Here is a 24,885-nt window from a genome sequence, read left to right as displayed (position 1 = left end):
ATCAGGCTTGAGTTTACCCCTCAACCTAGGTCTCAAATTGACTGCCGCGCTTGTACTGCTGGTAGGCAGCAAAGAACAACCCCGCCAATGTGACTGGAATTAGCCCCAGCACAATGCCGCACAGTAAAGGTTCAATCATGGTCTTACACCCCTTTTAACCATCAACTCCATTCCTCACGATACACTAATGAATGGGCGCTGTATCGGCATCTCCCTGTTGATCAGGAAAAATCATCCTCACCGCCAGCGAGAACGTCCATGTTTCGCTTTCCTCTTTTCTCTTTTATTAAGTTATTTTTGCCCACAACAGCAGTCATTGCCGCTCTGTTAACACCCCTGTATTTTAGTCAACGCCACGCCCTTCTGAAGGACTTACAACTGCAGGAGGAGTATAAACTAGAGCGCAGCCGGTTGCTCCTAAGAATGATCTTAGATGACGCGGTTGAAGAGTTGAGAGCTTTGATGGCACTGCAGGTGTTGCCTCATTTAATGGAGGCTTCTGCTGGGGAAGAGGCTCACGAAAAGGCAAAGGCAGGACTGGCAGCATGGCAACACCTCAAAAAACACTATGATCAATTTTATTTTCTTGATCCAGAGGGCAGGGTGCGTTTTCAGTGGCATGCCACACCCAAAGCAACGGATGCCGCTGCGACCAAGACAATTGACCGTTACTGGCCTATCCTACAGCGATTGACCCCCAACCAGATTTTTGTTTCCCCCTTGGATTTAATAGAGGGCACCGGTTTCAGCTTGGCTCAACCTGTTTTGTATATTGGGGTACCCCTGTACCAAAAAGCAGCACCAAGGGGGGTTTTGCTGGTTCGTTACCGCGCCAGCCACCTTCTCAATCAGTTGATCAACAATTGCAATCTAGGGAACAGCAGCTGCCTCCTAGCAAATGACCAAGGCTATTGGTTCATTGCAGAAAATCATCACCAGGAATGGGGATTCTATTATCCTGAGCGACAGCAGTTTACGATCCGCAATCAATATCCGCTGCTGTGGCAACAAATGCAACGACGGCCTCGAGGCAGCCTATTAAGCGCCCAGGGGCTATTTATCTATCAAGCCTTTTTTCCCCTAAAGGCCAACTACCTTTCTGCCGATCGAGCAACCAATTCAGCTCGTGACTGGAGCAGCACCCGTTGGTGGTTGGTTTCGCGGCTCTCTGACACCCAGTTGGCGCAATACAACCGCCGCCTACATCAGGAGTTCCTTGTCCTCTTTGCTGCCCTATCCGTTTTGGTGGGTGGTGCTATCCTGATCATTGCCCGCGATCGCCAGCGCAAAGAGCAATTGCGAGAACTCCTAAAGTCAAGTGAAGCGCGCTTTCGTAGTGTCAGCAAAATGGCGCCGGTGGGCATTTTTACCCTAGATGCCGAGGGACGACCCACCTTTTTGAATCAGGCACTTCTAGACCTGTTGGGCGTCAACAGTCTGGAGGAAGCCGAACAACAGTGGATAGAACGCCTGCACCCTGAAGATCGCGATCGCGTCTTGAAGGCATGGGTCGCCTGCCAGCGAAAGAGGCTACCCCTCAACGAGCGCTTCCGGGTGGTTCAAGAAGACGGCAGCAGTCGCTGGATTAGGGCGCGGATTATTCCTCTGCAGCAAAGCCGTGGCAAAGATCGCTTTGTCGGCACTTGGGAAGACATCTCCCAAATGATCCAGCAGCAGGAATTCCTAGAGCAAGCGCGCAGGGCTGCTGAGGAAGCCAGCCGGGCCAAGAGTGAGTTTTTAGCCACCATGAGCCATGAAATTCGCACCCCAATGAATGCCATCATTGGCCTGACTGGATTACTGCTGGATACCCCCCTCAATCCCCAACAGCGGGAATTTGTCAACACCATTCGCCTCAGTGGTGACGCTCTACTTGCCATCATCAATGATATTCTCGATTTTTCTAAGATTGAGTCGGGCAAGCTACAGTTAGAGAGCTATCCCTTCAACCTGTGTGACTGTGTCGAAGAAGTCCTCGACCTTTTGGCCAGTCGAGCCAGCGATCGCCAGGTGGAACTAGCTGCCCATATTGAGCCAGGGATTCCCTATGAGGTCATTGGTGATATGGGGCGACTGCGGCAGGTCTTGGTGAATCTCATGGGCAATGCCATCAAATTTACCCAAGGTGGCAATGTGACCCTCTACCTTAAGGGCATGCCTGCACCAATGAGCCAGTATGAGTTTATGCCCTCCTATTACTCCTACTGGTTTGCCATTCAGGATACGGGCATCGGCATTTCGCCAAGGGGCATGGCTCGCCTCTTTCAGCCTTTTATGCAAGTGGATGCCTCAACCACTCGCCACTACGGCGGCACAGGTTTGGGCCTTGTCATTTGTCAACGCCTTGTGGAGCATATGGGGGGGCAAATTTGGGTAGAAAGTAAAACGGCCACAGATTCTTTGGCCATTGGCGGCACACCCCCAGCCAACTATGACTCGATCCCAATTGAAGAAAGTGGCTCTATTTTTTACTTTACTGTCAAATTTCTCGTCAATCCGCGGGCCATTTCCAAAGAGAGCAGGGGGGTCGGCCATCTTGAAAATCGGCGCGTGCTCATTGTGGATGACAATGCTACTAACCGGCAAATTCTCGCCCTACAAACCAAAAACTGGAAAATGCACCCCCTTGTGGCTGAGAGTGGCCCCAAGGCCCTTGTGCTGCTTCAACAACAAGCCCTGCCGGATGTGGCCATTTTAGATCTGCAAATGCCGGAGATGGATGGCATTTCCCTTGCTCGTAAAATTCGCGCCACCTACACGCAATTGCCCTTGGTTCTGCTAACCTCCCTAGGCAATACACTGCCAGAGTCGGAAACTGCTTTATTCTCTGCCCTGATCAGCAAGCCGGTCAAACAGTCCACCCTGTACAATGTCCTTAACCATTTATTTGACAAAAAGCCGACAACGGTATCGCCTAAGCCAGCGGCTGCCCTATCCTTTGAAGACTTAAAAGCCGGTCTGCCGCCGCTGCGGATTCTCATTGCCGAGGATAACAAAGTCAATCAAATGGTGGCACTGCGCATCTTAGAAAAATTGGGCTATCGCGGTGATATTGCTGCCAATGGTTTGGAGGTGCTGGATGCGGTGCAACGGCAGCCCTATGATGTGATTTTGATGGATATGCAGATGCCGGAGATGGATGGGATAACGGCTACCCGTGAGGTGATTAATCTGTTTCAACAGCTGAACCAACCCCGTCCGCGAATTATTGCCATGACCGCCAATGCCATGGAGAGCGATCGCCAGCTTTGCTTAGATGCAGGTATGGATGACTATGTGAGCAAGCCCATTAACCTTGAAGACTTGGTGCGTGCCCTCCGTCAGTGCCATCCCCTCCAGACCCCAACAACTTAACATTTAGCGATAGACTAAAGGAGATAGATTAACTGGTTCTTGATTCCAGCTAGGAATAAATAATTATCTATGGTTACCCCTGAACAACTAACCACCTTAATTCAATCCAGCTTGCCCGATGCCTTTGTTCAAGTGCAAGATTTGACCGGGGGTGGCGATCATTACGAAGCTGTAGTGGTCTCTGCTGCCTTTGAGGGTAAGCGACTGGTGCAGCAGCACCAATTGGTCTATAGCAGCCTTAAGGATCTCATGGCTAGCAATGAACTCCACGCCCTTGCCCTCAAGACCTATACCCCCCAGCAATGGGCACAACGCCAGTGATTTAGAATGCAATCTATTGCTGTTCTTTTGTAACTTGTGAACTCAAGAGGGAAAGCCAACGATGACACCCGAACTCCACGCCAAAATTGATCACCTCGTCAAAAGCAACAAAATCATTGTCTTTATGAAGGGCAGCAAGCTCATGCCCCAATGCGGGTTTTCCAACAATGCGGTGCAAATCCTGAATGCCCTCGGTGTTCCCTATGAAACGGTGGATGTCCTTGAGGATTTTGAGATTCGCCAAGGGATTAAGGAGTATTCCAACTGGCCAACGATTCCCCAAGTGTTTATCAATGGTGAGTTTATTGGTGGCTCGGACATTCTCATTGAGCTATACCAAAGTGGTGAGTTGCAACAACTGGTTGAGGTGGCCTTAGCTTCCTAGTTTTTTCTCACCTTCACTGACGCCCAAAATAAATCCCCCATTGCTGGGGGAGCTTCATCATCTGTTCAACAACCTTGACCGTTTGGCCGAGAAAGTGGCGGATTAGCCAAGGTTTACTTTGACGACGCGGTTTTTCTCTTCTTCCGCTTTCGGCAGGGTCAGGTGCAGGATGCCATCTTTGTATTCGGCTTTGACATCGGTGTTTTGAATCCGCACTGGCAGAGGAATGACCCGTTGGAATTTACCGTAGCGGAATTCGGTGCGTTTGATACCATTGCTTTCGCTTTGGCTTTCAGATTTGCGTTCACCACTGACAGAGACGGCATCTGCCGTCACTTGAATGTCGAGGTCTTTGGCCTCCATGCCGGGCAGTTCAATTTTTAGAAGCAAAGCATCAGGCGTTTCTTCGAGTTCGGCTGCCGGCAAGAAGCTGAGATCGCTGCGACGTTCGGTCAAGGGAATCAATTCATCAAATAGACGGTTCATTTGGCGTTGTAGCGCATCGATTTCGCGGAACGGTTCCCAACGAACGAGTGCCATACGCTGATCCTCCTGTATTCCTTAAGGTTTTAGATTGCCCACGGGATGATTTACAGAGAGAACAGCACCAACAATTAACTTTGTTTTTGTTTGCCTTGGTATTGCTTGGGCTTATTCCCTCTGCCTACCTTCACTATAGAGGATGCAAGCTTTGATCTAAGTGGGGTTTAACGATCTCTCCAAGTTCCTTTTCCCGAACCTGTATTATCCTGATGGGGAAATTAAGGAAACATTAAACCTTGTTAGCCAAAAGGTTATCAACAGGGATTTCTTGCAGAATGGCTTGGGCGTTGGCGATCGCCAGTGTCCCCCGCAGAAAACCAATATTTGCCCCCGGACAGAGATAACTCAGGGACTTCTGCCGACAAAAGGCTTTTAATGTCTCAACACTGCGCAGTTGTCGAGGCCAGTGGAAGGTGGTCGCCGTTTTCATCGGTGCTAGTTCTCCCGTCGGCGTAGGGAGTAGGTGACGACCGCTAAAGAGAACACCCCCTTGGCCAGACCAATAGACACAGGCGCTGCCGGGGGAGTGACCGGGTGTCCAGAGGATTTCGAGGGTTTCACTAATCGCTAGATGGTGGTTAAACGGAGTTACGGTCACTTGGGGTAGAAGATAGGCTTCTTGACCATGGATGATTACTTCACAGTTAAAGGTGCGCTGCACTTCACGAACGCGGGCGATCGCCCCTCGATGGGTAAGGATGAGGCGCTGAACGCCACCCTGCTCCCTGAGCCAATTTTGGCTGCTCTCTGTCCAAGGGGGGGAATCAATAAGGGTATTGCCATCATTTTCTACAATGAGATAAGCAGTGCCTCCCAGCGTCTCGCGGTTTGGTGGAAACCCGTAAACCATGGGCAATACAAGGCGGGGCGGTTTCTGTTGTTGAGCCACAGGTATCGAAATCATGACATGGATTTCCCTTATTGTATTGGGTTTGATCTTGGTCTTTATTGTCCGCCAGAGTGCTGCCCGTGTCAGTCAAACCCCTTGGTGGCTCCTATGGCTGGTGCTGATGTTGCCAGCATTTTTTATTGGGGGTTGGATGCTGCTTTTAGGGAATACCCCTGTGCCGTCGGGATGGTTGATCCTTGTTTTTGTCACCAGTTCGGTGCTCTATCTTGTGCTTTTGCGCCGAGGCCAGCCCTCCTTACCAGCGGCACCACCCACACCCCCACCGCCCACACCGACGGAAAATGGCAAGCTCCTCAATCAGGATGAAGAAACGCAATTGCAGAGCTGTTTCCCTTGGGGCATGTACTATCTGCAACAAATTGAGTATCGTCCGCAGGCGGTGATCTGCCGGGGGCAAATGCGCGGGGATGCGAACCAAGTCTATGAAACCGTGGAGCGCAATATTGCCCAACGCTTTGGCGATCGCTTTCTGGTCATGTTTCAAATGGGTTTGAGTAATAAGCCCTTTTTTGCTTTGATTCCCCGCGATCGCTTGCCCCAGCCCCAACAGCTTTTTCGTCCCGGCCTCAGCCTTGGACTATTGGCTTTAACGTTTCTGACGACAACGGTTGCTGGCTTGGCACTCGTGGCGCCTGAGCTGACGGCGGCGGAACTGCGACTCAATCCCAGTTTGCTCTGGCAGGGGTTGCCCTACAGTGTCAGTCTGCTGTTGATTTTGGGCATCCATGAACTGGGACACTTTGCCACTGCGTGGTATTACCGCGTCAAAGCAACGCTGCCCTACTTTATTCCTCTACCCTTTGCCATGGGCACACTGGGGGCCTTTATCCAGATGCGATCGCCCGTTCCCCATCGCCGTGCCCTCTTTGACATCAGTATGGCGGGTCCCCTTGCGGGATTGCTCGTGACCCTACCGATTCTAATTTGGGGACTACAGCAGTCCGAGGTGGTACAACTGCCCGCCAATGCTTCCGAGCAGCCCCTCAATCCCCAAGTGTTTAGTCCCCGCATTTCGATTCTCTTTGCCCTGATTGCCAAAGCCATTTTTGGCGCTGCCCTCAAGAGTGATAGTGCGCTACACCTCCATCCGATGGCAGTGGCGGGAGTGCTGGGCTTGGTGGTGACGGCTTTGAACTTGATGCCGGTGGGTCAATTGGATGGGGGGCACATTGTCCATGCGATGTATGGTCATCGGGCGGGGGCAGTCATTGGCCAAGTCAGCCGTTTACTGGTGCTGATTCTCTCCTTTATTCAACCGTGGCTCTTTGTCTGGGCTTTGATCCTGTTCTTTATGCCCGCCTTTGATGAACCTGCCCTCAATGATGTCAGTGAATTGGATAACTGGCGCGATGCCCTTGGCTTGATGGCACTGGTGTTGCTATTGCTCATTATTTTGCCGGTGCCGGCACCCCTGGGGGATTTGCTACTGCCGACACACCCAATGCCATAGGGGATGGCGTTGCCCCTGTTGACGAATGCGCAGGACTTGTTTTTCTAGGCGTTGCTGCCACTTGGGGGATCTGCCCCAGAAAATGTTGCGGGTCTGCCAGTAGAGAACGCTCAGGGTCATGCCAATGCACAGCGCCAAACCGATCGCCGGCAGCCGATTGAAGAGAATGCCATAACGCAACGCTGCCCACGTAAAATGCTCGCGCATCAGGCTAATTTCATAACGGAAGCCCCAGAGACTCAATGTGCCAACCGTCAGCCAAAGAAAGAGCACCACACTCCAGCGCATGAGAACGGTAAAGCGATGCAGGCGATCCACCTGCTGCCGAAATTCTGACTCAAGGCCTTGGGGCATTCGCGATCGCTCGTTAGCAGACATGTCTCTTCTCTATCGTATCTTTTTGCATCTTTTTCATCATCTAATGTTGGTTTGAGAGGATCATTGGGCAGGGATTGCAAAGCCTCAATTTTATCTTTGTGGCACACTGTTGAGAAACAATGCCAGTGACAAGGAGCCTCCAATGCCAAGCGTGAGTTTACTGCGGGCAACATCCTATGACCTTGACCGTCTCAGTGCGTCCCTTGAGGAACTCCTAGCGCCCTTGGGGGGAATGGCGGCGATCGTCAAACCGGGCGATCGCGTGCTGCTCAAGCCGAACTTACTCACCGGCGCACGACCAAAACACGAATGCGTCACTCGCCCAGAACTGGTCTATTGCGTTGCCAAAATGGTGCAGGCGGTGGGGGGACAACCCTTCCTAGGGGATGGACCTGCCTTTGGCTCGGCATTGGGGGTCGCCCGCAACAATGGCTATTTGCCCTTTATTCAGGAATTGAATTTACCGGTCATTGAATTCCATGGCGATCGCTATGCTACAGACAATCCTGAATTTGCCCACCTGCGCCTGAGCAAAGAAGCGATGGCCGCCGATGTCGTCATTAACCTACCCAAGGTGAAATCCCATGTGCAACTCACCCTCACCCTTGGGGTCAAGAATCTCTTTGGCTGTGTCCCCGGCAAAATGAAGGCATGGTGGCATATGGAAGCGGGTAAGGATGCTGATCGCTTTGGCCGCATGCTCGTCGAAACTGCACGGGCGATCGCCCCCGACCTCACGATTGTGGATGGCATTATTGGCCATGAAGGCAATGGCCCCAGTGGGGGAACGCCGCGCCCCCTGAATATTTTGGGTGCCAGTCGTGATGTCTTTGCCCTCGATCGCGCCCTCGTGGCTATCCTGAATGTAGATCCTGAGCGCATTCCTACCCAACGTGCCGCCACCGCCCTTGGCTACAACTATGAGCTGAGTGAGATGACATTTCCCTTGGCACAGCCCCACGAATTAGCTGTTCGAGACTGGCAACTACCCCAGCAGATGATGCCCATTGACTTTGGTGCGCCGCGTGTCCTCAAGTCCACCTTCAAACACCTCTATATTCGCTGGATCAAGGAACCCCTAACCGCCTATAGCCAAAAGGTCTAAGTTCTCAGCGGGGACGCCCTTTGATAAGCTAGGAAAATGCTGTTGGGGAGAACCGTCCTTGAGCTTTGACTACGATCTCGTCATTATCGGTGCGGGTGTGGGGGGTCATGGGGCTGCCCTGCATGCCGTCAGCGTCGGTCTGAAAACGGCCATTGTCGAAGCCGCAGAAATGGGGGGCACCTGCGTCAATCGCGGCTGTATTCCCTCAAAAGCACTCCTTGCGGCAGCCGGACGGGTACGAGAACTGCGTCAAGCCAGTCATTGGCAAGCCTTGGGGATTCAACTGGGGCAGGTGAATGTGGATCGCGCGGGTGTGGCTGCCCATGCCGCCAATTTGGTACAAAAAATCCGCAGTGATCTGACAAACAGCCTCAAGCGCCTTGGCGTAGACACCCTTATTGGTCGGGGCAAAGTAGCGGGGTGTCAGAAAGTCAGCATTACCACCCCCACGGGTGAGAAAACGGTTACGGCCAAGGACATCATTATTGCCACCGGCTCAGTCCCTTGGGTTCCCCCCGGCATTGAAGTGGATGGCAAGACCGTTTATACCAGTGATGATGCCATTAAGCTGGATTGGTTGCCGCAGTGGGTAGCCATCATTGGCAGTGGCTATATTGGCCTAGAGTTTGCCGATATTTACACCGCCTTGGGTTGCGAAGTGACCATGATTGAGGCACTGGATCAACTCATGCCCACCTTTGATCCAGATATTGCCAAACAGGCACAGCGGGTCTTGATTGCCCCTCGCGACATTGAAACCTACAGCGGTACCCTAGCCAAGCGGGTGATTCCCGGTAGTCCAGTGGTCATTGAATTGGCGGATGCCAAAACCAAAGAAGTGGTGGATGTCCTAGAGGTGGATGCCTGCCTTGTGGCCACCGGTCGCATTCCCGCCACTCAAGATATTGGCCTAGAGAGTGTGGGCGTCAACACCGATAAGCGTGGCTTTATCCCCGTCAATGAGTATTTGGCAGTAACGAAAAAAGGGAAACCCGTTCCCCACCTGTGGGCGATCGGTGACGCCACGGGGAAGATGATGCTTGCCCATGCCGCTTCAGCGCAGGGGATTGCTGTTGTTGAAACCATTGTCGGGCGGCCGCGCCAAGTGGATTATCGCAGTATTCCTGCGGCGGCCTTTACCCATCCGGAAATGAGCTTTGTCGGCTTGACGGAACCCCAAGCCCGTGAGCTAGGGGAAAAAGAAGGCTTTGAGGTACAAGTGGCACGTACCTACTTTAAGGGCAACTCCAAGGCACTGGCGGAAACGGAAACCGATGGCCTCGCCAAGGTGATCTTCCGTGTGGATACGGGCGAGCTACTGGGGGCGCATATCTTTGGTCTCCATGCTTCGGATTTAATTCAAGAGGCCGCCAATGCCATTCGCGATCGCCAAACCGTGAGCCACTTAGCCTTTAATGTCCACACCCATCCCACCCTCTCGGAGGTGCTTGACGAAGCCTTTAAGCGTGCCCACGAGATGGTGAGCCACCGCTGAACTTGCTACGATAAAGTTTGGAGTCTTTCAGGAGTGGGTGATGACACAGGCCACACAACCCGCCAAGGGAATCATGATGACCGAAGCTGCCCTCAAGCACGTGCTTGAACTCCGCGATAAGCACGGCAAAGACCTATGTTTGCGGGTCGGCGTCAAAGGGGGTGGCTGCTCCGGCATGTCCTACACGATGGACTTTGAAGACCCCGCCAATATCCGTCCCGATGATGAAGTCTTTGACTATGATGGCTTCAAAGTGGTCTCCGATCCCAAGAGTATGCTCTACATCTATGGCTTGGTGCTCGACTACAGCAACGCCCTTATTGGTGGCGGCTTTAAGTTTACGAATCCCAATGCCACCCAAACCTGTGGCTGTGGTACCTCATTTTCTGCCTAAGGAGTTCTGCCCTTGACCACATCTCAACCGGTGAGTGACGTTGAACGTCAATTTGAGGCGGCGATCGCCCGCTACAAAGAAGGGACACCGCCTGGAGAACTGATTCCCACCTTCAAAGAGATTTGCCAGCGTGCTCAAAAAAGTAGCGCCGCTTGGACGTGCTTAGCGTGGCTCTATCTCCTCGATGACAAGCCCCAATCTGCCCTGAAGGCCGCCCAAAAAGCGGTCAAGCTAAATCCTGAAGACCCCCAAGCGCGCATTAACCTTGCGGTAGCGATGCTAGAAACAGGCCAAAAGGGGGTTCGTCCCCACATTGAATTGGCGCAAACTGTGGTTGCTGCTGTCGCTGAGCTACGCCAAGAGGTCATCGATAACTTTGCCGACGGCCTGCAGCGCAAACCCGATTGGGAGACCCTTGCCCGCGTCAAACAGTGGGTATTGGGGGGATAGCTATGGCACGGCTGCGGGACGTGATCAATTGGCTCTTGGTGGCGGATACCTTCTTTGTCTTGGCTAGCTTTGGCTGGTTTGTGGTTGCCCTTGTAGGGCGCTCCTTGGCGCTACCCCTTGGCTTTGATCTCTGGATCAGCCTCTGGGAACCCCTCTTTATGCCTGCGATTGGCATCTTGATGGCCGCCGCACTCATTAACGGTGCCCTGAGTTATGTGCAAAACCGCTGGCTGCTGCGCTCTGTTGGCAGTGACTTGCGATCGCGGGATTAATCCCTAAACTTGCTCTGCTTCCACATCTACCGTGGTGGTGATGTTGGGCGATCGCCGGCTTTTAATCCGCTCCACCAGCAATTGCGTTAGCTCACTGGCAAGGATCACCATGACCGTGACATCATCCAATTGACCGATGATCGGCACTAGATCGGGTGAAATATCCAGAGGACTGAGCAAATAGATCAAGCTGGCGGCAATGATCAACCAGCGATATTTAGGATGCCGCAACACATTCCGATACCAGTTGTAGAAGCCGCTCATGGCGTATCAACCTTGAATCCTGCTCCTATTCTGGCATAGGGACTCAATGGCCCTAGGTGGGGAAAACCGTCCGCGGTTAATCAAAGTAAAAGAGCGTCACCACCTTATGCTGCTCTTCCGCCAGTTCACAGGTTTGCAGCAGTGTGTGGCTATCGTGAAAAGCAAAACAAATCAGTTGCTGGCAGCGGGAAATAATTTCCTGATTGCAGAGGGAACTGGCTTCTGCGAGGGGCAGGTGATCGTTTTCGGGCTTCTCCACCAAGTGCATCACCTTATCCAGTTGTTGGCGGGACTCGCGAGGCTGGCGCTCAAGACTTTGGGGCAAGATCACCGTTAGCAAATTGGGGTCTGCCCGCATGGCTCCCCGAATTGCCGCTGCATTGGTTCCCACCGCACCTGAGGTCATCAAGCGGTTACCCGCCAGCACGAGGGCATAGCTCATCATTTCAATGAGGTGCTGATGCGTAATCGGGACGTGACGCGAGCCAAGGAGCGCAATCCGCTTCGGACCAGAGTCTTGGATTGTCGCTAATTCCTGCAAAAACTCATCAATTTGGGGGGAATCAATGCCCGGAAGATTCGTCGCCTGCGTCAAGAGCGTGTCTCATATGCTACGGAACGACGCTATTTTAGCATTTTGGCCTTCAATTCTAGTAGGGGTGAATCCAGTTACCAACTGCCCGAAGCCCCCCCACCTGAGGAATGCCCACCCTCATCATCACTGCGGCTCGAGTAACTGTCGTCATAGCTGGAGGAACTATTGAAAATAAACTTGACGATCGCAGAAATGATGCTGGAAGGAATAAGAATGATCAGACCAACAATGATGAAGATGCCCGTAATAATGTCCCCGCCGGCAGTGCTGGTGTAAGTTGAGGGGACAGAGCTACTGGAGGTGGTCAACTGATTGGTCCCCAGTTCATTGAGCAGAGCACGCACCCCATTCATGATGCCCTGCGCCATCTGGCCCCGGCGAAAGTCCGGCAGCATATAGCGATCAATCACGGTTTGCATGCGTGGGTTCCAACCACTGCCATAGGCACTGCCCAATTCAATCCGCACCTTGCGATCGCCAGGGGCAACCAACATCATCACGCCATCATTGCGCCAACGGCTACCCACGCCCCGATGGTTAAATAAATCCGTGGCAAAGGCTTCAAAACTTGAGTGTTGGTTGCTGTAATCGCGATAGGAAGGAATCGTTACCAGTAGGACTTGCTGATTCGTGCGTTGATGAAACGCTTGAAGTTCGGAGCGAACCTGTTCCCGCTGAGGATCCTCTAACACCTTCACTAGATCGTTGACGTAGGTATCGGGTAAATCAGGGAAGCGCACATAGGCTTGAATCGGCGACGGCGCCAGCGTCAACATCAAACCGGCCACCACAGAAAGGAGCGGCAACAAAGGGCGGTTTCGCCAGCGCAAAGTCATCATTTTTTTGAAGGGAGTGCGTCTTGAATCACAGTATAGCTTTTCTGCTCAAAAACATTCTCAATAATGTGTGTATTGATGACTAATTTATGACTAAGTTTGGTTTAAGAATAGATTAATTGTTTTTGATAGATAATTGACGCAGGCACTGGTCTGAGAGCATTAGAGAAATTGACAGGGTTGACGAATTGCCTGTGCCAATAACTGCCGATACTCGCGATCGCTGACAACATACGCCCCAAAGCGCTCAAGATGGGGATTTTGCAGTTGGGCATCAAACAGCAGAAAGCCGCGACGCCGCAGATGCTCCACCAGTTTCACCATCGCCACTTTCGAGCCGTCGGGGATGCGATAGAACATGGACTCGCCGATAAATGCGCCGCCAATCACAATACCGAGAATGCCCCCTGCCAGTTCATCGCCCTGCCACGTTTCAAAACTTACTGCCCAACCTGTGCCGTAAAGCAGATGGTACACATCCTTAAGACGGGGTGTTATCCATGTACTCGGGCGATCGGCACACCCCTCAACCACAGCAGCAAAGTCCCGGTTAATCGCAACTTGAAAGCGATTTTGATTGAGCACTCGCTGCAAAGACTTCGGATAGCAAAACCGCTCATCGAGGGGAATCAATGCCCGCTGGCGGCTGGTGTACCACTCTAGGTGATCGCCTTCCCCCATGAGAAAGTAGCCTTCGGCATAGCCATCATCAATAAAGGTATCGCGTACCCACTCGGCCTCAGAAATCTCCATGCTGATAATCTGAACAATAGACACTTCACATTAACTCTAGTGTTGCCTATGCTACTCTCATTCTCGGCTGTCACGACAACCATTAGCCGTTACTGGCGCTGGTGTGTAGCATTGCTATTGGCCATCCTGTGGATTCTGCTCACCCCCACGGGGGCGATCGCCGAAGATTACACGAAAGAAGCCCTGATCAATATGGATTTTTCCGGGCGGGATCTGCGGGGGTCGGAATTCACAAAAGCCAACCTCTTCCACAGTAACCTCAGCCACACCAATCTTCAGGGGGTAAGCTTCTTTGGTGCCAACATGGAAACGGCTAACCTTGAAGGTGCCGATTTACGCTACGCCACATTGGACACCGCACGGCTGACCAAGGCCAATCTCACCAATGCCATCCTTGAAGGTGCCTTTGCCTTTAATACCAACTTTGACGATGCCATTATCACCGGTGCTGACTTTACCGATGTGGAACTGCGGGAAGACGCCCAACGCAAGCTCTGCAAGGTTGCCAGTGGCACTAATCCTGTGACGGGGCGCAAAACATGGGAAACGCTCCACTGTGAAGACTTTGCCACTTAATCCGTCTGCGTTTGCTCAGGATGATCCCCATGATTGTCCGTAGAACACGCTGCGCGATCGCCCGTGTCGGGAATTCTGATAAAGTATTACAAAAGTTAAGATTTATGACTAGAGTTTTTCATGAACGTTTTTATTGTTGGCGGTACGGGTACCCTAGGGCGGCAAATTGTGCGCCGCGCTTTAGATGAAGGACATCAGGTCTATTGTTTTGTCCGCAGTCCAGCCAAAGCCACGTTTCTGCGGGAATGGGGCGCCACCATTCTTCAGGGAAACCTCTGTGCTGCTGACAGTATTCTTGAGGCATTGCAGTACGCCAAGGCCTCAGTGGTCATTGATGCCTCTGCCACTCGCCCCACCGATACCCTAACCATCGAAGCAGTGGATTGGCAAGGCAAAGTCAACTTGATTCAGGCTGCCCAAGCTGCTGATATTGAGCACCTGATCTTTTTCTCGATTATGGGAGCGCAGGACTATCCCCACGTGCCCCTGATGCAAATCAAACACTGTACCGAAGACTTCTTGCGCGAATCAGGGCTAAACTACACGATCCTGCGTCCCTGTGGCTTCTTTCAGGGCTTGATTGGCCAATATGCGATCCCGATTCTGGAAAATCAATCCATTTGGGTTTTGGGAGAGTCCACCGCCATTGCCTACATGGATACTCAGGACGTGGCCAAATTTGCCGTGCGTGCCATTGATCGGCCTGCCACCTATGGCAAAACCTTTGATCTAGCGGGCACCCGCGCTTGGACAGCCGATGAAATTATTAAGCTATGTGAAAATCTCTCAGGGCAGGAGGCAAAAATTACTCGCTTGCCCATTGGGGTTTTGCGAGCCGCACGGCAGGCCACCCAGTGGTTTCAGTGGACATGGAACATTAGCGATCGCCTTGCCTTTACGGAAGTGATTGCCAGTGGTCAAGTCTTCAATGCCCCGATGGAGGAAGTCTATCGCACCTTTGACCTCGATCCCAGCGAAACCCTGACCCTTGAGGCCTATTTACAGGACTATTTCACCCGAATTCTGCGTAAACTCAAAGAATTGGATTACGAAAAAGCCAAACAGAAAAAATCTGGACGCAAAAAACGCAGTCCCTTTAAGTCCACCCCCTAGGAGTTGCTGTGAAGGCGGGGATCATCTACAACGAAGGCAAACCCCTTGCGGTCGAATTGGCTACCCATGTCCGTCAAATCTTAGAGCTTCAGGGCTGGGAAGTGCACATGGCCACGGGGATTGGTGGCATTCTTGGCTATTCCCGTCCCGATAGTCCCGTCTGCCATACCCCCATTGATCAACTGGTGCCCCCCGGCTTTGATGCTTCCATGGCCTTTGCGGTTGTTCTTGGCGGCGATGGCACTGTGCTTTCTGCCTTTCGCCAGTTGGCTCCCTGTGAGATTCCGCTGCTCACCATCAACACCGGCCACTTGGGCTTTCTCACCGAGGGCTATGTCGCCGATTTAGAACCTGCCCTTGATCAAGTGCTGCGCGGCGACTACACGATTGAAGATCGCACGATGCTCACGGTTCAAGTTCTCCGCGATCAAACCGTTATTTGGGAAGCCCTCTCCCTCAATGAAATGGTGATCCACAAAGAACCCCTGACAGGAATGTGCCACTTTGAAGTGGATGTGGGTGCCCATGCCCGCGTGGATATTGCTGCTGATGGCTTGATTCTCTCCACCCCCACCGGTTCTACGGCCTATGCCCTCTCGGCGGGTGGCCCTGTGATTACCCCCGGTGTGGCGGCTTTACAATTGGTGCCCATTTGTCCCCACTCTTTAGCCTCCCGTGCCCTTGTCTTTGCCAACAGCGAACCAGTGTGGATCTATCCGGCGAACCCCTTCAAGCATCTCATTCTGGTGGTGGATGGCAATGCGGGCTGCTACATTCAGCCGGAGGATCAAGTTTTTGTACAACGTGCCCCCTACCGTGCCCGCTTCATTCGCCTGCGTGCGCCAGAATTCTTCCATGTGCTGCGGCAAAAACTGGGCTGGGGACTGCCCCATGTGGCCAAACCACGCCCCAAGAATAGTCAAGAATAGTCCAAATCCCTGGGGCAAATGGTCTCGAAGGAACCCCCGATGACGACAGCAGCCGAACGGATTCAACAACTGCGGCACCTGCTCCAGCGGGCGAGCTACGCCTACTATGCCCTCGATCAGCCGATCATGGAAGATGAAGTCTATGACCAGCTCTATCGCGAACTGCAGGAACTCGAAGCGGCTCATCCTGAGTACATCACCCCCGACAGCCCTACCCAGCGGGTCGGCGAAGCTCCCGTCAGTCAATTTGAGAGTGTCAGCCATCGCATTCCCCTCTATAGCCTCGAAAATGCCTTTACCTTTGCCGATATGGTGGCGTGGCAGGAACGCTGGCAGCGCTATTGGCGTAGCCTACGGCAAGAGGAGCCAATTCCCCCGACGGAATATGTCTGCGAACTCAAAATGGATGGCGTGGCCCTTGCTTTGACCTATGAAAACGGGTTATTGGTGCGGGGGGCAACTCGGGGCGATGGCCAACGCGGTGAGGATATTACCAGCAATGTGCGCACGATTCGCACCATTCCCCTGCGGCTAGCTATCGAGAACCCACCACCAATCGTTGAAGTTCGTGGGGAAGCTTTTTTGCCTTTGGCGCGATTCCATCAACTCAACCAAGAACGCCAAGCCCAAGGAGAAGCTCCCTTTGCTAATCCCCGTAATGCCGCCGCCGGTACTCTCCGTCAACTGGATCCGCGCATTGTTGCCCAACGCCAACTGGACTTCTTTGCCTATGCGCTGCATTTACCTGAAGGGGGTAGCGTTCCTTGGGATGAGAACCAAGCAGGGGAACCCCAATCGCAGCGGCAAGTGCTCAATGCGCTGCAACGCCTTGGCTTTCGGGTCAATCCCCACAATGCCGACTGCCCTGACCTAGAGGCGGTGAAAGCCTACTACGACCACTGGCAAACCGCCCGCCACCAACTGCCTTATCTGACCGATGGCATTGTGGTCAAGCTCAATGATTTAACGCTGCAACAGACCCTTGGGTTTACGCAAAAGTTTCCCCGCGGCTGTGTTGCTTGGAAGTACGAACCAGAGCAGGCCATTACTGATGTGGTGGCCATTACCATTCAAGTGGGACGCACGGGTGCGCTCACCCCAGTCGCTGAACTGGTGCCAGTGCAATTAGCGGGTACCACGGTATCACGGGCAACGCTGCACAATGCAGACTACATTGCCGAATTGGATTTGCACATTGGCGATAAGGTGGTGATCCACAAAGCCGGCGAAATCATTCCAGAGATTGTGCGGGTCTTTCCCGAATTGCGATCGCCAACGGCTCAACCCTTTACGATGCCCACCGTGTGTCCTGAATGTCATCAGCCGGTGGTGCGCCCTGCCAACGAAGCGGTGAGTCGCTGTGTCAATCCGCGGTGTCCGGCGATCGTGCGCGGCCAAATCCTCCACTGGGCAAGTCGGGATGCCTTGGATATTCAAGGGTTAGGGGAAAAGCTAGTACAGCAATTGGTGGCCAAGGAGTTGGTGCACACTCCGGCGGATCTCTATCGCCTGACGGCAGCACAACTGTTGCGCCTCGAGCGCATGGGTCAAAAGTCCGCTGCTAAATTGTTGCAGGCGATCGCCGACTCGAAAGAACAACCGTGGCCACGGGTGCTCTATGGCCTAGGCATCCGCCATGTGGGGAGTGTCAATGCCCAAGTGCTTGCCGATCAATTCAAGTCTGTTGAGGAGCTGGCCGCTGCTACCGTCGCCGATCTGTGTGGGGTCTATGGCATTGGTCAGGAAATTGCCCAAGCGGTTCACGAGTGGTTCCAAGACCCAGCGCACCAAACCCTCATTGCTGATCTCAAAGCCTTGGGGCTACAACTGGCGGCGGCGATCGCCACTGCACCAACGACTGGACAATCCCTTGCGGGCAAACGTTTTGTGATTACAGGCACCCTGCCCAGCCTCACCCGTGAAGCAGCCAAAACGCTGATCCAGCAATATGGCGGTCAAGTGAGTGAGAGTGTCAGTCGGCAAACGGATTATCTAGTGGTGGGCGAAAAAGCGGGGAGTAAACTGCGACGCGCTCAAGAATTGGGCATCCCCTGCATCAATGAAACAGAACTTATAGAAATGTGTCGTTAGACAAAAAATCAGTGGGAGTGCGGAGCCACGACCCTGAAAAATCTTTTAGCCTAAAAAGTGTGGCTGCTCAGTACCTAACGTTCAAGCACAATAGGGGGCAATTCGCTGATCTATGGTTTCTGTCACGCCGTCTCGACCTGCTGGGAGTGCCAATGCTATGACCCGTGCTCAGGACTATCAGCATCAGTTACACCAAACTCATCCGATGCGCACCAATCACTATAGCTTGCGGGACTATCTGCAATTTGATCGCCAACGGGGCAGCATTACCGACTGGTATGATCAGCGGATCGCTCTAGCGACAGAAGACTTTGTCATTGGCCTAGTGGAAGGTCTCGAAGAGGAAGTTGGCCCTGCCTCTGCCCTCGTCATGTACAAAATTGGCGAAGAGTGGGGCAAACGCGATGCGGTTGTCTTTAAGCAACACTTTGAGCAGGAGTACCAGCGCGAACTACGCAAGGCCGCCTTGACATTTATTCTCGAGGCTTGGTGGTGGCCTTTGACAACCCTAGGCTGGGGCAACTGGGAAGTGGATCTCACGGAGCAAAAGAATGGTTTTATGTTCATCAATATCTTTGACTCCGTGGTGGCGCGCACCCTTGGGGATGTGGGTAAGCCCGTCTGCTACATCTATGCTGGTCTGTTTGCGGGCTTCTTTACGGGATTGATTCAAAAGCCCCTGAGTTGTATCGAGTTGCAGTGCTATGCCATGGGGGAAACCTACTGTAAGTTTCTCGTTGGTAAACAGGATCGCATTGATGCTGCTGCCTTCTGGCAAAACGAAGGGGCTACGGCACGGGATATTGAAAAACGCCTGCGCCAAGGGGAGTTGGTGAAACGATAAGCCACAAGCGAGTGTGTTCATTTATTTTCTAGCGAGGGTTGCCCTATGTTCCGTCAGTTGAATCACTTAACTGTTGTTGCCGATGGTCGCTATGCCCGGGCCGAGGAATTAGATTTTCTGCGGGAGTACTTGGCCTCGGTGGAGAGTCGCATCAGTGCCTACGAAAAAATCCGCACTGAGGCGGAAATGATGGCGGATAAAATTCAATCCATGCAAAAGGCAGAAAATCCCCGCTGCTTCCATTTCATCAATGGCGATCGCTCAGAAATTTGCCGTCGTGATTTAGTGGATACCATTCGTCTGTGTGCCTCGGCCATGCTTTTTGCGGAGTTGGACTTGCTGCGGGATAATTTCTTACTTTGGTACCGCACCATTGTCAAATCCTTTAACTACGAAGCAACTGCCTCCTCCACCTATGGCAAGTACCTGCCGAATATGATAAAGCAACTGCTCACGCCCGAAGAACAACGGGTGATGCAGCCTGTCCTTGCCCTCGGCAGTTCAATTTTGTCAGAATAGAGTTGTTGTGGGGTGGGACTGATGCTGCGTCAACTAGAAAAACTCAGCCTTGAGGCCGATGGCCGCTATGCCAGTGCCAAGGAACTGGAATTTCTCAGAAATTATCTAGCAGCAGCGGAGCAGCGCATTCGTGCCTACGAAAAAATCCGCGATGCTGAAGAGAAAATCCTAGATCAGGTGGAGCAGCAACTGCGCGCCAAAAGTCCCCATATTTTCCGTAAGGGCAATCACGACTATTCCGCCGTGTGTCGGCGCGATCGCAAGCATGTACTACGCCTAGCGGCAGCGGCGATGTTATTTGCTGATTTGGATGCCCTGCGGGATGGCTTCTTGCTGTGGTACCGCACGATCATTAAGGCCTTCAAGGATGAGAAGGTGGCACAAGTAACGTACCAAGTCCTGCCCCAAGCGGTCAATCAAGTGCTCTCGGGTGAGGAAACACCGTTAATGCAGCCTGTGATGGCACTGACCCAGTCCATCCTAGGGGAATAGACTCACCCCACTCAGCAGTGTGGCAAAAATGCGCTAGCCTAGAAGCACCGATTGCACGGGGCAATTTATCACTCCTGCGATCGCCTTTGGCGTACCATTGGTATTCGCCGCTATAGTATTACTAAGATTCATTGGGATACACAAAGGCATGACCATATCGGCGCAATTGCTGCAACGGGCAGATTTGATCGGTACACAGATAATTACCCGTGATACTGGTCGGAAGTTAGGCGTCATTAATCAAGTTTGGGTCGATATTGACCAGCGGCAAGTGGTGGCCTTGGGGGTACGCAATACCCTCTTTACAGGGGAGCAACGCTACATTCTTCTCGACAGTATTCGCCAAATTGGCGATGTCATTCTCGTTGAGCACGATGATGATGTCACCGAAGCTCTCAATACCTACAACTACAGCACACTGATTGATAGTGAGATTGTCACCGAAACCGGCGAAGTGCTGGGTAAGGTACGGGGCTTTAAGTTTGATCCTGAAACGGGCGACATTACGGATTTGATTTTAGCTTCCATTGGCTTGCCTTGGATTCCGGCGCAACTGATTAGCACCTACGAGTTGCCCATTGAGGAAATTGTCAGCACCGGCCCTGATCGCATTATTGTCTTTGAAGGGGCAGAAACCCGCCTGCGGCAATTAACAGTGGGTCTCTTAGAACGGGTCGGCTTGGGGGCACCCCCTTGGGAAAGCGACGAGGACGAGTACTATCAGCCCGTTACGCCGAGCAGTAATCAATTGCCCTCCGGAGCGCGATCGCCCGTCTATCCCCCCCAACGCAGCCGCAGTGATTACGAAGCCGATTGGGAAACCGCTCCCCGGCGTCGGCGTCGCCAGCCCGAGTATGTGGAGTATGAGGAGGAGTATGAGTATGAAGAGCGTCCCCGCTCGCGTCAAGTTAAACCTCCAGCTCAAGCCATGCCCGTAGAACTGCCGGAATCGGAACCCACTGCCGATCCTTGGGAAGAGCAACAACCGATTCGCCTTGAGCAGCGGCAGAAGCAAGAGGAATACGATCACGAATAGTCGGGAATAGTCCACGATGGCCTATGTCCCACTGGCCACGGTACTTCAGCAATGGCAGCAGGCTCCTGAATGGCAGCAGCCGCAGCGGTTCTTGCGTCTCTTGGAGCAGTGGCCGCAGCTCGTGGGGGCGGTCGTCGCTGAGCACGCTGTTCCTGTGGAACTCACCAGTCAAGGGGTTTTGCATGTGGCCGTTGCCAGTAGTACTTGGGCGCACCATCTGATGTTCTCGCGATCGCCCCTCATGGTCAAAATTCAGCAGACCCTTGGCATTGTCCTCAGCGATATTCGCTTTTCCAATCGGGACTGGCACCCCCAACGCTCGGCGATCGCTAGCCATGAGGCCTTACCGAAAGTCGGGCATCTTCCCAATGTGACACCTGCCGCCACTCCCCAAGAGGCTTTTCAACGATGGCAAGCCCAAGTGCGTCAGCGATCGCGAGACTATCCCCTCTGCCCCCGCTGTCAGTGCCCTACACCCATCAAAGAATTGCAGCGCTGGGGACTCTGTGGCCTGTGTTATATGCGGCCAGCCTAGATGCCAGAGCCGTTGAGAAACTCCTCAATGGGGCGATCGCTGAGGCGGCAGGCTTGACCTTGGGAGGCTTGCAAATGTCCTTGCGCCAGAGCAGGCACCTTTTCCTGCTGTTGCAGTGTTTGCACCTGTTTCTCTAGGAGTTCAATGCGATCCAAGAGATAGCGAATTGCTTCGGCCTCAGAGTCTGGCAGTTGACCGTGTTCCAAGGGGGCAATTTTGGCACCTGCACGATAGACAATTCGCCCGGGAATCCCCACCACGGTACAATCCGAGGGCACATCCCGCAGCACCACAGACCCCGCGCCAATGCGCACATTGTCCCCAATCGTGAGGTTGCCCAACACCTTTGCCCCTGCACCGACAACCACATTTTCACCGAGGGTAGGGTGCCGCTTTCCCGTTTCTTTACCGGTACCGCCGAGGGTCACTCCCTGATAAATCAAACAGTAATTGCCCACAATCGCAGTCTCGCCAATGACGACCCCCATGCCGTGATCAATGAAAACGCCCTTGCCAATCGTGGCGCCGGGGTGAATTTCAATCCCCGTCAGCAGGCGAGCAATGTGAGAAATAAAGCGGGGGATAAAGGGAATACCCCGCCGCCAAAGCCAGTGGCTCAACCGATGGAGAACAATGGCCTGAAGTCCGGGATAGCAAAAAACAACCTCTAACCAATTGCGGGCAGCGGGATCCCGCTCAAAGATAATTTGGAAATCTGCTTTGAGGGTGCTGAGCACACGCGGCTCCTTGGCAGTGATGCAACCTAAACAGCAGTTTTGATCTTAGCGGATTTTGCCAAGGTCTAAGAGGCTTCAGGAGGCCACCAAAGGGGACGGTTGGGATCGCCGAGTGCGCTGTAGGCCATATTCGAGGGCTTCGGCAACCGCTTGGTAGGAGGCTTCAATGATATTGGCAGAGACACCGACTGTTGCCCAGCGATCGCGCCCATTACTAGACTCCACCAGCACCCGTGTTTTGGCTGCCGTGCCGGCATGGCCATCTAAAATCCGCACCTTGTAGTCCGTGAGGTGAAACTCGGCAATCTCTGGATAAAAGGACATCAAGGCCTTGCGCAGCGCCTGATCCAATGCCGAGACAGGACCATTGCCCTCTGCCGCCGTGAGCATCTCCTCCCCATTGACTTCAACTTTGACCGTGGCCAGAGACTGGCTGCGAATCGTGGCCTCCAGTTGACGTGAATCGGTGCGGCAAAAGACATCAAAGCCCTTGAGGGTAAAGGGTCGCTGGCGTTGCCCTAGAACCTCCTGAATCAGGAGTTCAAAACTCGCTTCCGCCGCTTCAAATTGATAGCCTTCGCTTTCGAGATGCTTAATCCGCTCCAAAATTGTCCGACTCAGGGGATGCTGCCGATCCAACTCAAAGCCAAGTTCACTGGTTTTCGCCAAAATATTGCTGATGCCCGCCTGCTCAGAAATAATAATGCGCCGTTGATTGCCCACCCAATGCGGCTCAATATGCTCGTAGGTACGGGGGTTGCGCTGCACGGCACTGACGTGAATTCCCCCCTTATGGGCAAAGGCCGACAGCCCCACGTAGGGCGCGTGATCATCGGGGGCAAGGTTGACAATTTCACTCACGTGGCGGCTCACTTCTGTGAGGGTTGCCAACTGCTCTGGGGTGACACAGTCATAGCCCAGTTTCAATTGCAGATTGGGAATCAGGGTGCACAGATTGGCATTGCCGCAGCGTTCGCCATAGCCATTGATCGTTCCCTGCACCATTTGCACCCCCGCTTGAACCGCCGCAAGGGCATTGGCTACGGCTGTGCCAGCATCGTTGTGGGTGTGAATGCCCAAGCAGTCCAAGGCACCAAAATGCGCCACCACCTCGGCGACCACTGCCTGAATTTGATGGGGCAGACAACCGCCATTGGTATCGCAGAGAACTAACCAATCGGCACCCGCCGCTAAAGCGGTTTCAAGGGTTTGTAGCGCATAGTCGGGGTTGGCAAAGTAACCGTCAAACCAATGCTCGGCATCGTAGATCACCCGTCGCCCATGGGATTTCAAGAACTGAATGGAATCGGCAATCATGGCGCAGTTTTCGGCCAAGGTGGTCTTGAGGCCGTCGGTGACATGCAGATCCCAAGATTTGCCAAAGAGTGTCACCCAGCGGGTACCGGCCGCTAGAATCGGCTCAAACATTGGCTCTTCTGCGGCCTTGCGGCCGGGGCGACGAGTAGCACAAAAAGCAACGATTTCTGCCTGTTGGAGGGGCGTTTCCTGCAACTGCCAAAAAAACTGTACGTCCTTGGGATTGGCGCCCGGCCAGCCCCCCTCAATAAAAGGAATCCCTAGGCGATCCAGTTGACGAGCAATCCGCAGTTTATCTTCGAGGGAGAGGGAGAGACCTTCCCGCTGGGCACCATCACGCAGGGTGGTATCGTACAGCCAAATTTTCACTGTGCTGACTCTCCCTTGGGACGCTCATAGTCATTGGCGTAGGCTTGCAGCAAAGAACTGACTTGGGAAAAGACCTCTTTGCCGGAGGTTTTGCCGATGGCCGATCGCTCCGGATGAAATTGTGGCCGTGCCATGCTGCGGTTAATGGCCTCTTGGACTTGGGCGCGAATCAGATCCATGAGTTCCTCTTCAGCCCGCTGGCGTTGATACTGTGCGCCCTCTTCGGTTGTGGCGTAGAGCGGGGGAAGGCGGTTGAGGGCGTAGGCGGCAATATCTCCCAAATCAAGGGCGCATTCTTGCTCTGCTTCAATGGCGGCAATGCGGGTAATTGCCTCGGTGAGCACCAATTCTTCCATAACGTTGATAAATTGCTTGCGGGGAACCGCCACCACTTGCCCCGTCAAGAGAGCACCCATAAGGCGATCCAACGCCATATAGTCTTCCACGGAGAGTTCGGTGGCTTTGTCGCAAATGCGTCCGACTTCTGCCTCCTGCGTTGGTGTGAGATAACCATTGCGCAGTGCTTGTTCAACAATCTCTTGAATCCCCATACGTGTTTCCGCTGTAATTGCTGTAGGGGCACTCCCCCACTCAAATTTAGTATATGCCGAGGAACTGCCAAGGGCAGGGGCAATTTTGCACTGTAGGTAGTCCATATTTTAGAAAAAGGCGGTAACGCTAAGATAACGATGAGAACTGTTGCAAAGAACTGCCAAATCCTACGAAATCTTCATACCTGTATAGCCAAGTGGTAAAATTGTCGTAGGAAATAATTAAAGGCTAGCAGTCGCCCACATCATTCTCATTTCTTCTTCTGTTGCA

At 53.1% G+C, this 24,885-nt stretch carries 29 protein-coding genes; 18 read left to right on the top strand and 11 right to left on the bottom strand.

Annotated elements, in window-relative coordinates; all coding sequences use genetic code 11:
• Positions 1–25: 25 nt before the first annotated feature.
• Positions 26–139: a cytochrome b6-f complex subunit V gene (petG, locus tag RHI63_RS05695; protein ID WP_149817584.1), complete on the bottom strand. Its 114-nt coding sequence runs from the start codon at positions 137–139 to the stop codon at positions 26–28.
• A 119-nt stretch (positions 140–258) separates the two neighbouring features.
• Here petG and RHI63_RS05690 point away from each other — a divergent pair, with 119 nt between their 5' ends.
• From RHI63_RS05690 to grxD, 3 genes are all read left to right on the top strand, one after another.
• Positions 259–3,354, top strand: a complete 3,096-nt coding sequence (locus RHI63_RS05690; RefSeq protein ID WP_310821986.1) for a response regulator — start codon at positions 259–261, stop codon at positions 3,352–3,354.
• A 69-nt stretch (positions 3,355–3,423) separates the two neighbouring features.
• Positions 3,424–3,675 (top strand): BolA family protein, encoded by a 252-nt coding sequence (locus RHI63_RS05685; RefSeq protein ID WP_149817589.1) that lies wholly within the window; start codon positions 3,424–3,426, stop codon positions 3,673–3,675.
• Positions 3,676–3,736: 61 nt separating this feature from the next.
• Positions 3,737–4,060 carry a Grx4 family monothiol glutaredoxin gene (grxD, locus tag RHI63_RS05680; RefSeq protein ID WP_181496364.1) on the top strand — a complete coding sequence of 108 codons (324 nt, stop codon included), beginning with the start codon at positions 3,737–3,739 and terminating at the stop codon, positions 4,058–4,060.
• Positions 4,061–4,162: 102 nt separating this feature from the next.
• Here grxD and RHI63_RS05675 read toward each other — a convergent pair whose 3' ends face one another.
• Positions 4,163–4,600, bottom strand: coding sequence for an Hsp20/alpha crystallin family protein (locus RHI63_RS05675; protein ID WP_206201444.1), 438 nt, complete (start codon positions 4,598–4,600; stop codon positions 4,163–4,165).
• Between the two features lie 232 nt (positions 4,601–4,832).
• A complete protein-coding gene (locus RHI63_RS05670; RefSeq protein WP_310821984.1) occupies positions 4,833–5,507 on the bottom strand; it encodes an MBL fold metallo-hydrolase in 675 nt (224 codons plus the stop codon).
• On the opposite strand from RHI63_RS05670, the gene RHI63_RS05665 reads away from it, so the two are divergent.
• Positions 5,506–6,963, top strand: a complete 1,458-nt coding sequence (locus RHI63_RS05665) for a site-2 protease family protein (protein WP_310800546.1) — start codon at positions 5,506–5,508, stop codon at positions 6,961–6,963. The two genes, RHI63_RS05670 and RHI63_RS05665, sit on opposite strands and share 2 nt — an antisense overlap.
• On the opposite strand, the gene RHI63_RS05660 is transcribed toward RHI63_RS05665, so the two are convergent.
• Positions 6,937–7,341 carry a hypothetical protein gene (locus RHI63_RS05660; protein ID WP_149817595.1) on the bottom strand — a complete coding sequence of 135 codons (405 nt, stop codon included), beginning with the start codon at positions 7,339–7,341 and terminating at the stop codon, positions 6,937–6,939. The two genes, RHI63_RS05665 and RHI63_RS05660, sit on opposite strands and share 27 nt — an antisense overlap.
• A 142-nt stretch (positions 7,342–7,483) precedes the next feature.
• Between RHI63_RS05660 and RHI63_RS05655 the strand changes: the two genes are divergently transcribed.
• Genes RHI63_RS05655 through RHI63_RS05635 form a run of 5 tightly spaced genes read left to right on the top strand, consistent with a single transcriptional unit; the run spans position 7,484 to position 11,057 of the window.
• Entirely contained in the window at positions 7,484–8,446 is a 963-nt protein-coding gene (locus tag RHI63_RS05655) for a DUF362 domain-containing protein (RefSeq protein ID WP_206201441.1), read from the top strand.
• A gap of 58 nt (positions 8,447–8,504) precedes the next feature.
• Complete coding sequence (gene lpdA, locus RHI63_RS05650; protein WP_302676517.1) at positions 8,505–9,941, top strand: dihydrolipoyl dehydrogenase; 1,437 nt, start codon at positions 8,505–8,507, stop codon at positions 9,939–9,941.
• Between the two features lie 40 nt (positions 9,942–9,981).
• Positions 9,982–10,335, top strand: coding sequence for an iron-sulfur cluster assembly accessory protein (locus RHI63_RS05645; RefSeq protein ID WP_206201439.1), 354 nt, complete (start codon positions 9,982–9,984; stop codon positions 10,333–10,335).
• A 12-nt stretch (positions 10,336–10,347) separates the two neighbouring features.
• Complete coding sequence (locus RHI63_RS05640) at positions 10,348–10,785, top strand: tetratricopeptide repeat protein (RefSeq protein WP_310743500.1); 438 nt, start codon at positions 10,348–10,350, stop codon at positions 10,783–10,785.
• Positions 10,786–10,787: 2 nt separating this feature from the next.
• Entirely contained in the window at positions 10,788–11,057 is a 270-nt protein-coding gene (locus RHI63_RS05635; protein WP_206201438.1) for a hypothetical protein, read from the top strand.
• A 3-nt stretch (positions 11,058–11,060) separates the two neighbouring features.
• Here RHI63_RS05635 and RHI63_RS05630 read toward each other — a convergent pair whose 3' ends face one another.
• The 4 genes from RHI63_RS05630 to aat form a co-directional block, all read right to left on the bottom strand.
• Positions 11,061–11,321, bottom strand: a complete 261-nt coding sequence (locus RHI63_RS05630; RefSeq protein WP_206201437.1) for a YkvA family protein — start codon at positions 11,319–11,321, stop codon at positions 11,061–11,063.
• A 76-nt stretch (positions 11,322–11,397) separates the two neighbouring features.
• Entirely contained in the window at positions 11,398–11,916 is a 519-nt protein-coding gene (locus RHI63_RS05625) for a hypothetical protein (RefSeq protein ID WP_024125793.1), read from the bottom strand.
• A 74-nt stretch (positions 11,917–11,990) separates the two neighbouring features.
• Positions 11,991–12,725, bottom strand: a complete 735-nt coding sequence (locus RHI63_RS05620; RefSeq protein ID WP_310453437.1) for a TPM domain-containing protein — start codon at positions 12,723–12,725, stop codon at positions 11,991–11,993.
• A gap of 189 nt (positions 12,726–12,914) precedes the next feature.
• The gene (gene aat / locus RHI63_RS05615) at positions 12,915–13,505 is read right to left on the bottom strand and encodes a leucyl/phenylalanyl-tRNA--protein transferase (protein ID WP_206201435.1); all 591 of its coding nucleotides are present in this window, start codon (positions 13,503–13,505) and stop codon (positions 12,915–12,917) included.
• 48 nt (positions 13,506–13,553) lie between these two features.
• Here aat and RHI63_RS05610 point away from each other — a divergent pair, with 48 nt between their 5' ends.
• From RHI63_RS05610 to RHI63_RS05570, 9 genes are all read left to right on the top strand, one after another.
• Entirely contained in the window at positions 13,554–14,081 is a 528-nt protein-coding gene (locus RHI63_RS05610; protein WP_225901668.1) for a pentapeptide repeat-containing protein, read from the top strand.
• Between the two features lie 120 nt (positions 14,082–14,201).
• Positions 14,202–15,194, top strand: coding sequence for an NAD(P)H-binding protein (locus RHI63_RS05605; protein WP_149817603.1), 993 nt, complete (start codon positions 14,202–14,204; stop codon positions 15,192–15,194).
• A gap of 8 nt (positions 15,195–15,202) precedes the next feature.
• Positions 15,203–16,123, top strand: coding sequence for an NAD(+) kinase (locus RHI63_RS05600; RefSeq protein WP_206201433.1), 921 nt, complete (start codon positions 15,203–15,205; stop codon positions 16,121–16,123).
• An 18-nt stretch (positions 16,124–16,141) separates the two neighbouring features.
• Positions 16,142–18,214, top strand: coding sequence for an NAD-dependent DNA ligase LigA (ligA, locus tag RHI63_RS05595; RefSeq protein WP_315862902.1), 2,073 nt, complete (start codon positions 16,142–16,144; stop codon positions 18,212–18,214).
• 157 nt (positions 18,215–18,371) lie between these two features.
• A complete protein-coding gene (locus RHI63_RS05590; RefSeq protein WP_206201431.1) occupies positions 18,372–19,058 on the top strand; it encodes a V4R domain-containing protein in 687 nt (228 codons plus the stop codon).
• 45 nt (positions 19,059–19,103) lie between these two features.
• Positions 19,104–19,577, top strand: a complete 474-nt coding sequence (locus RHI63_RS05585) for an allophycocyanin (RefSeq protein ID WP_302676524.1) — start codon at positions 19,104–19,106, stop codon at positions 19,575–19,577.
• A gap of 21 nt (positions 19,578–19,598) precedes the next feature.
• Positions 19,599–20,069, top strand: a complete 471-nt coding sequence (locus RHI63_RS05580; RefSeq protein ID WP_206201429.1) for an allophycocyanin — start codon at positions 19,599–19,601, stop codon at positions 20,067–20,069.
• A gap of 148 nt (positions 20,070–20,217) precedes the next feature.
• Positions 20,218–21,105, top strand: coding sequence for a PRC-barrel domain-containing protein (locus RHI63_RS05575; protein ID WP_225901667.1), 888 nt, complete (start codon positions 20,218–20,220; stop codon positions 21,103–21,105).
• Between the two features lie 16 nt (positions 21,106–21,121).
• Positions 21,122–21,640, top strand: coding sequence for a DUF721 domain-containing protein (locus RHI63_RS05570; protein ID WP_302679064.1), 519 nt, complete (start codon positions 21,122–21,124; stop codon positions 21,638–21,640).
• On the opposite strand, the gene cysE is transcribed toward RHI63_RS05570, so the two are convergent.
• The 3 genes from cysE to RHI63_RS05555 all read right to left on the bottom strand — a co-directional run bounded on the left by cysE (position 21,637) and on the right by RHI63_RS05555 (position 24,614).
• On the bottom strand, positions 21,637–22,377 hold the full coding sequence (cysE, locus tag RHI63_RS05565; protein ID WP_149817618.1) for a serine O-acetyltransferase: 741 nt from the start codon (positions 22,375–22,377) through the stop codon (positions 21,637–21,639). The genes RHI63_RS05570 and cysE overlap by 4 nt on opposite strands.
• A 75-nt stretch (positions 22,378–22,452) precedes the next feature.
• Positions 22,453–24,063, bottom strand: a complete 1,611-nt coding sequence (gene cimA, locus RHI63_RS05560) for a citramalate synthase (RefSeq protein ID WP_302676527.1) — start codon at positions 24,061–24,063, stop codon at positions 22,453–22,455.
• Positions 24,060–24,614, bottom strand: coding sequence for a late competence development ComFB family protein (locus RHI63_RS05555; protein ID WP_206201625.1), 555 nt, complete (start codon positions 24,612–24,614; stop codon positions 24,060–24,062). Before RHI63_RS05555 ends, cimA begins: the two co-directional genes overlap by 4 nt.
• Between the last annotated feature and the right edge of the window lie 271 nt (positions 24,615–24,885).

Source organism: Thermosynechococcus sp. GLH187, from assembly GCF_031583395.1.
Lineage (GTDB): Bacteria > Cyanobacteriota > Cyanobacteriia > Thermosynechococcales > Thermosynechococcaceae > Thermosynechococcus.
Note: the sequence above shows the minus strand (reverse complement) of the source record. Positions and strands in the feature narration are given on the sequence as shown.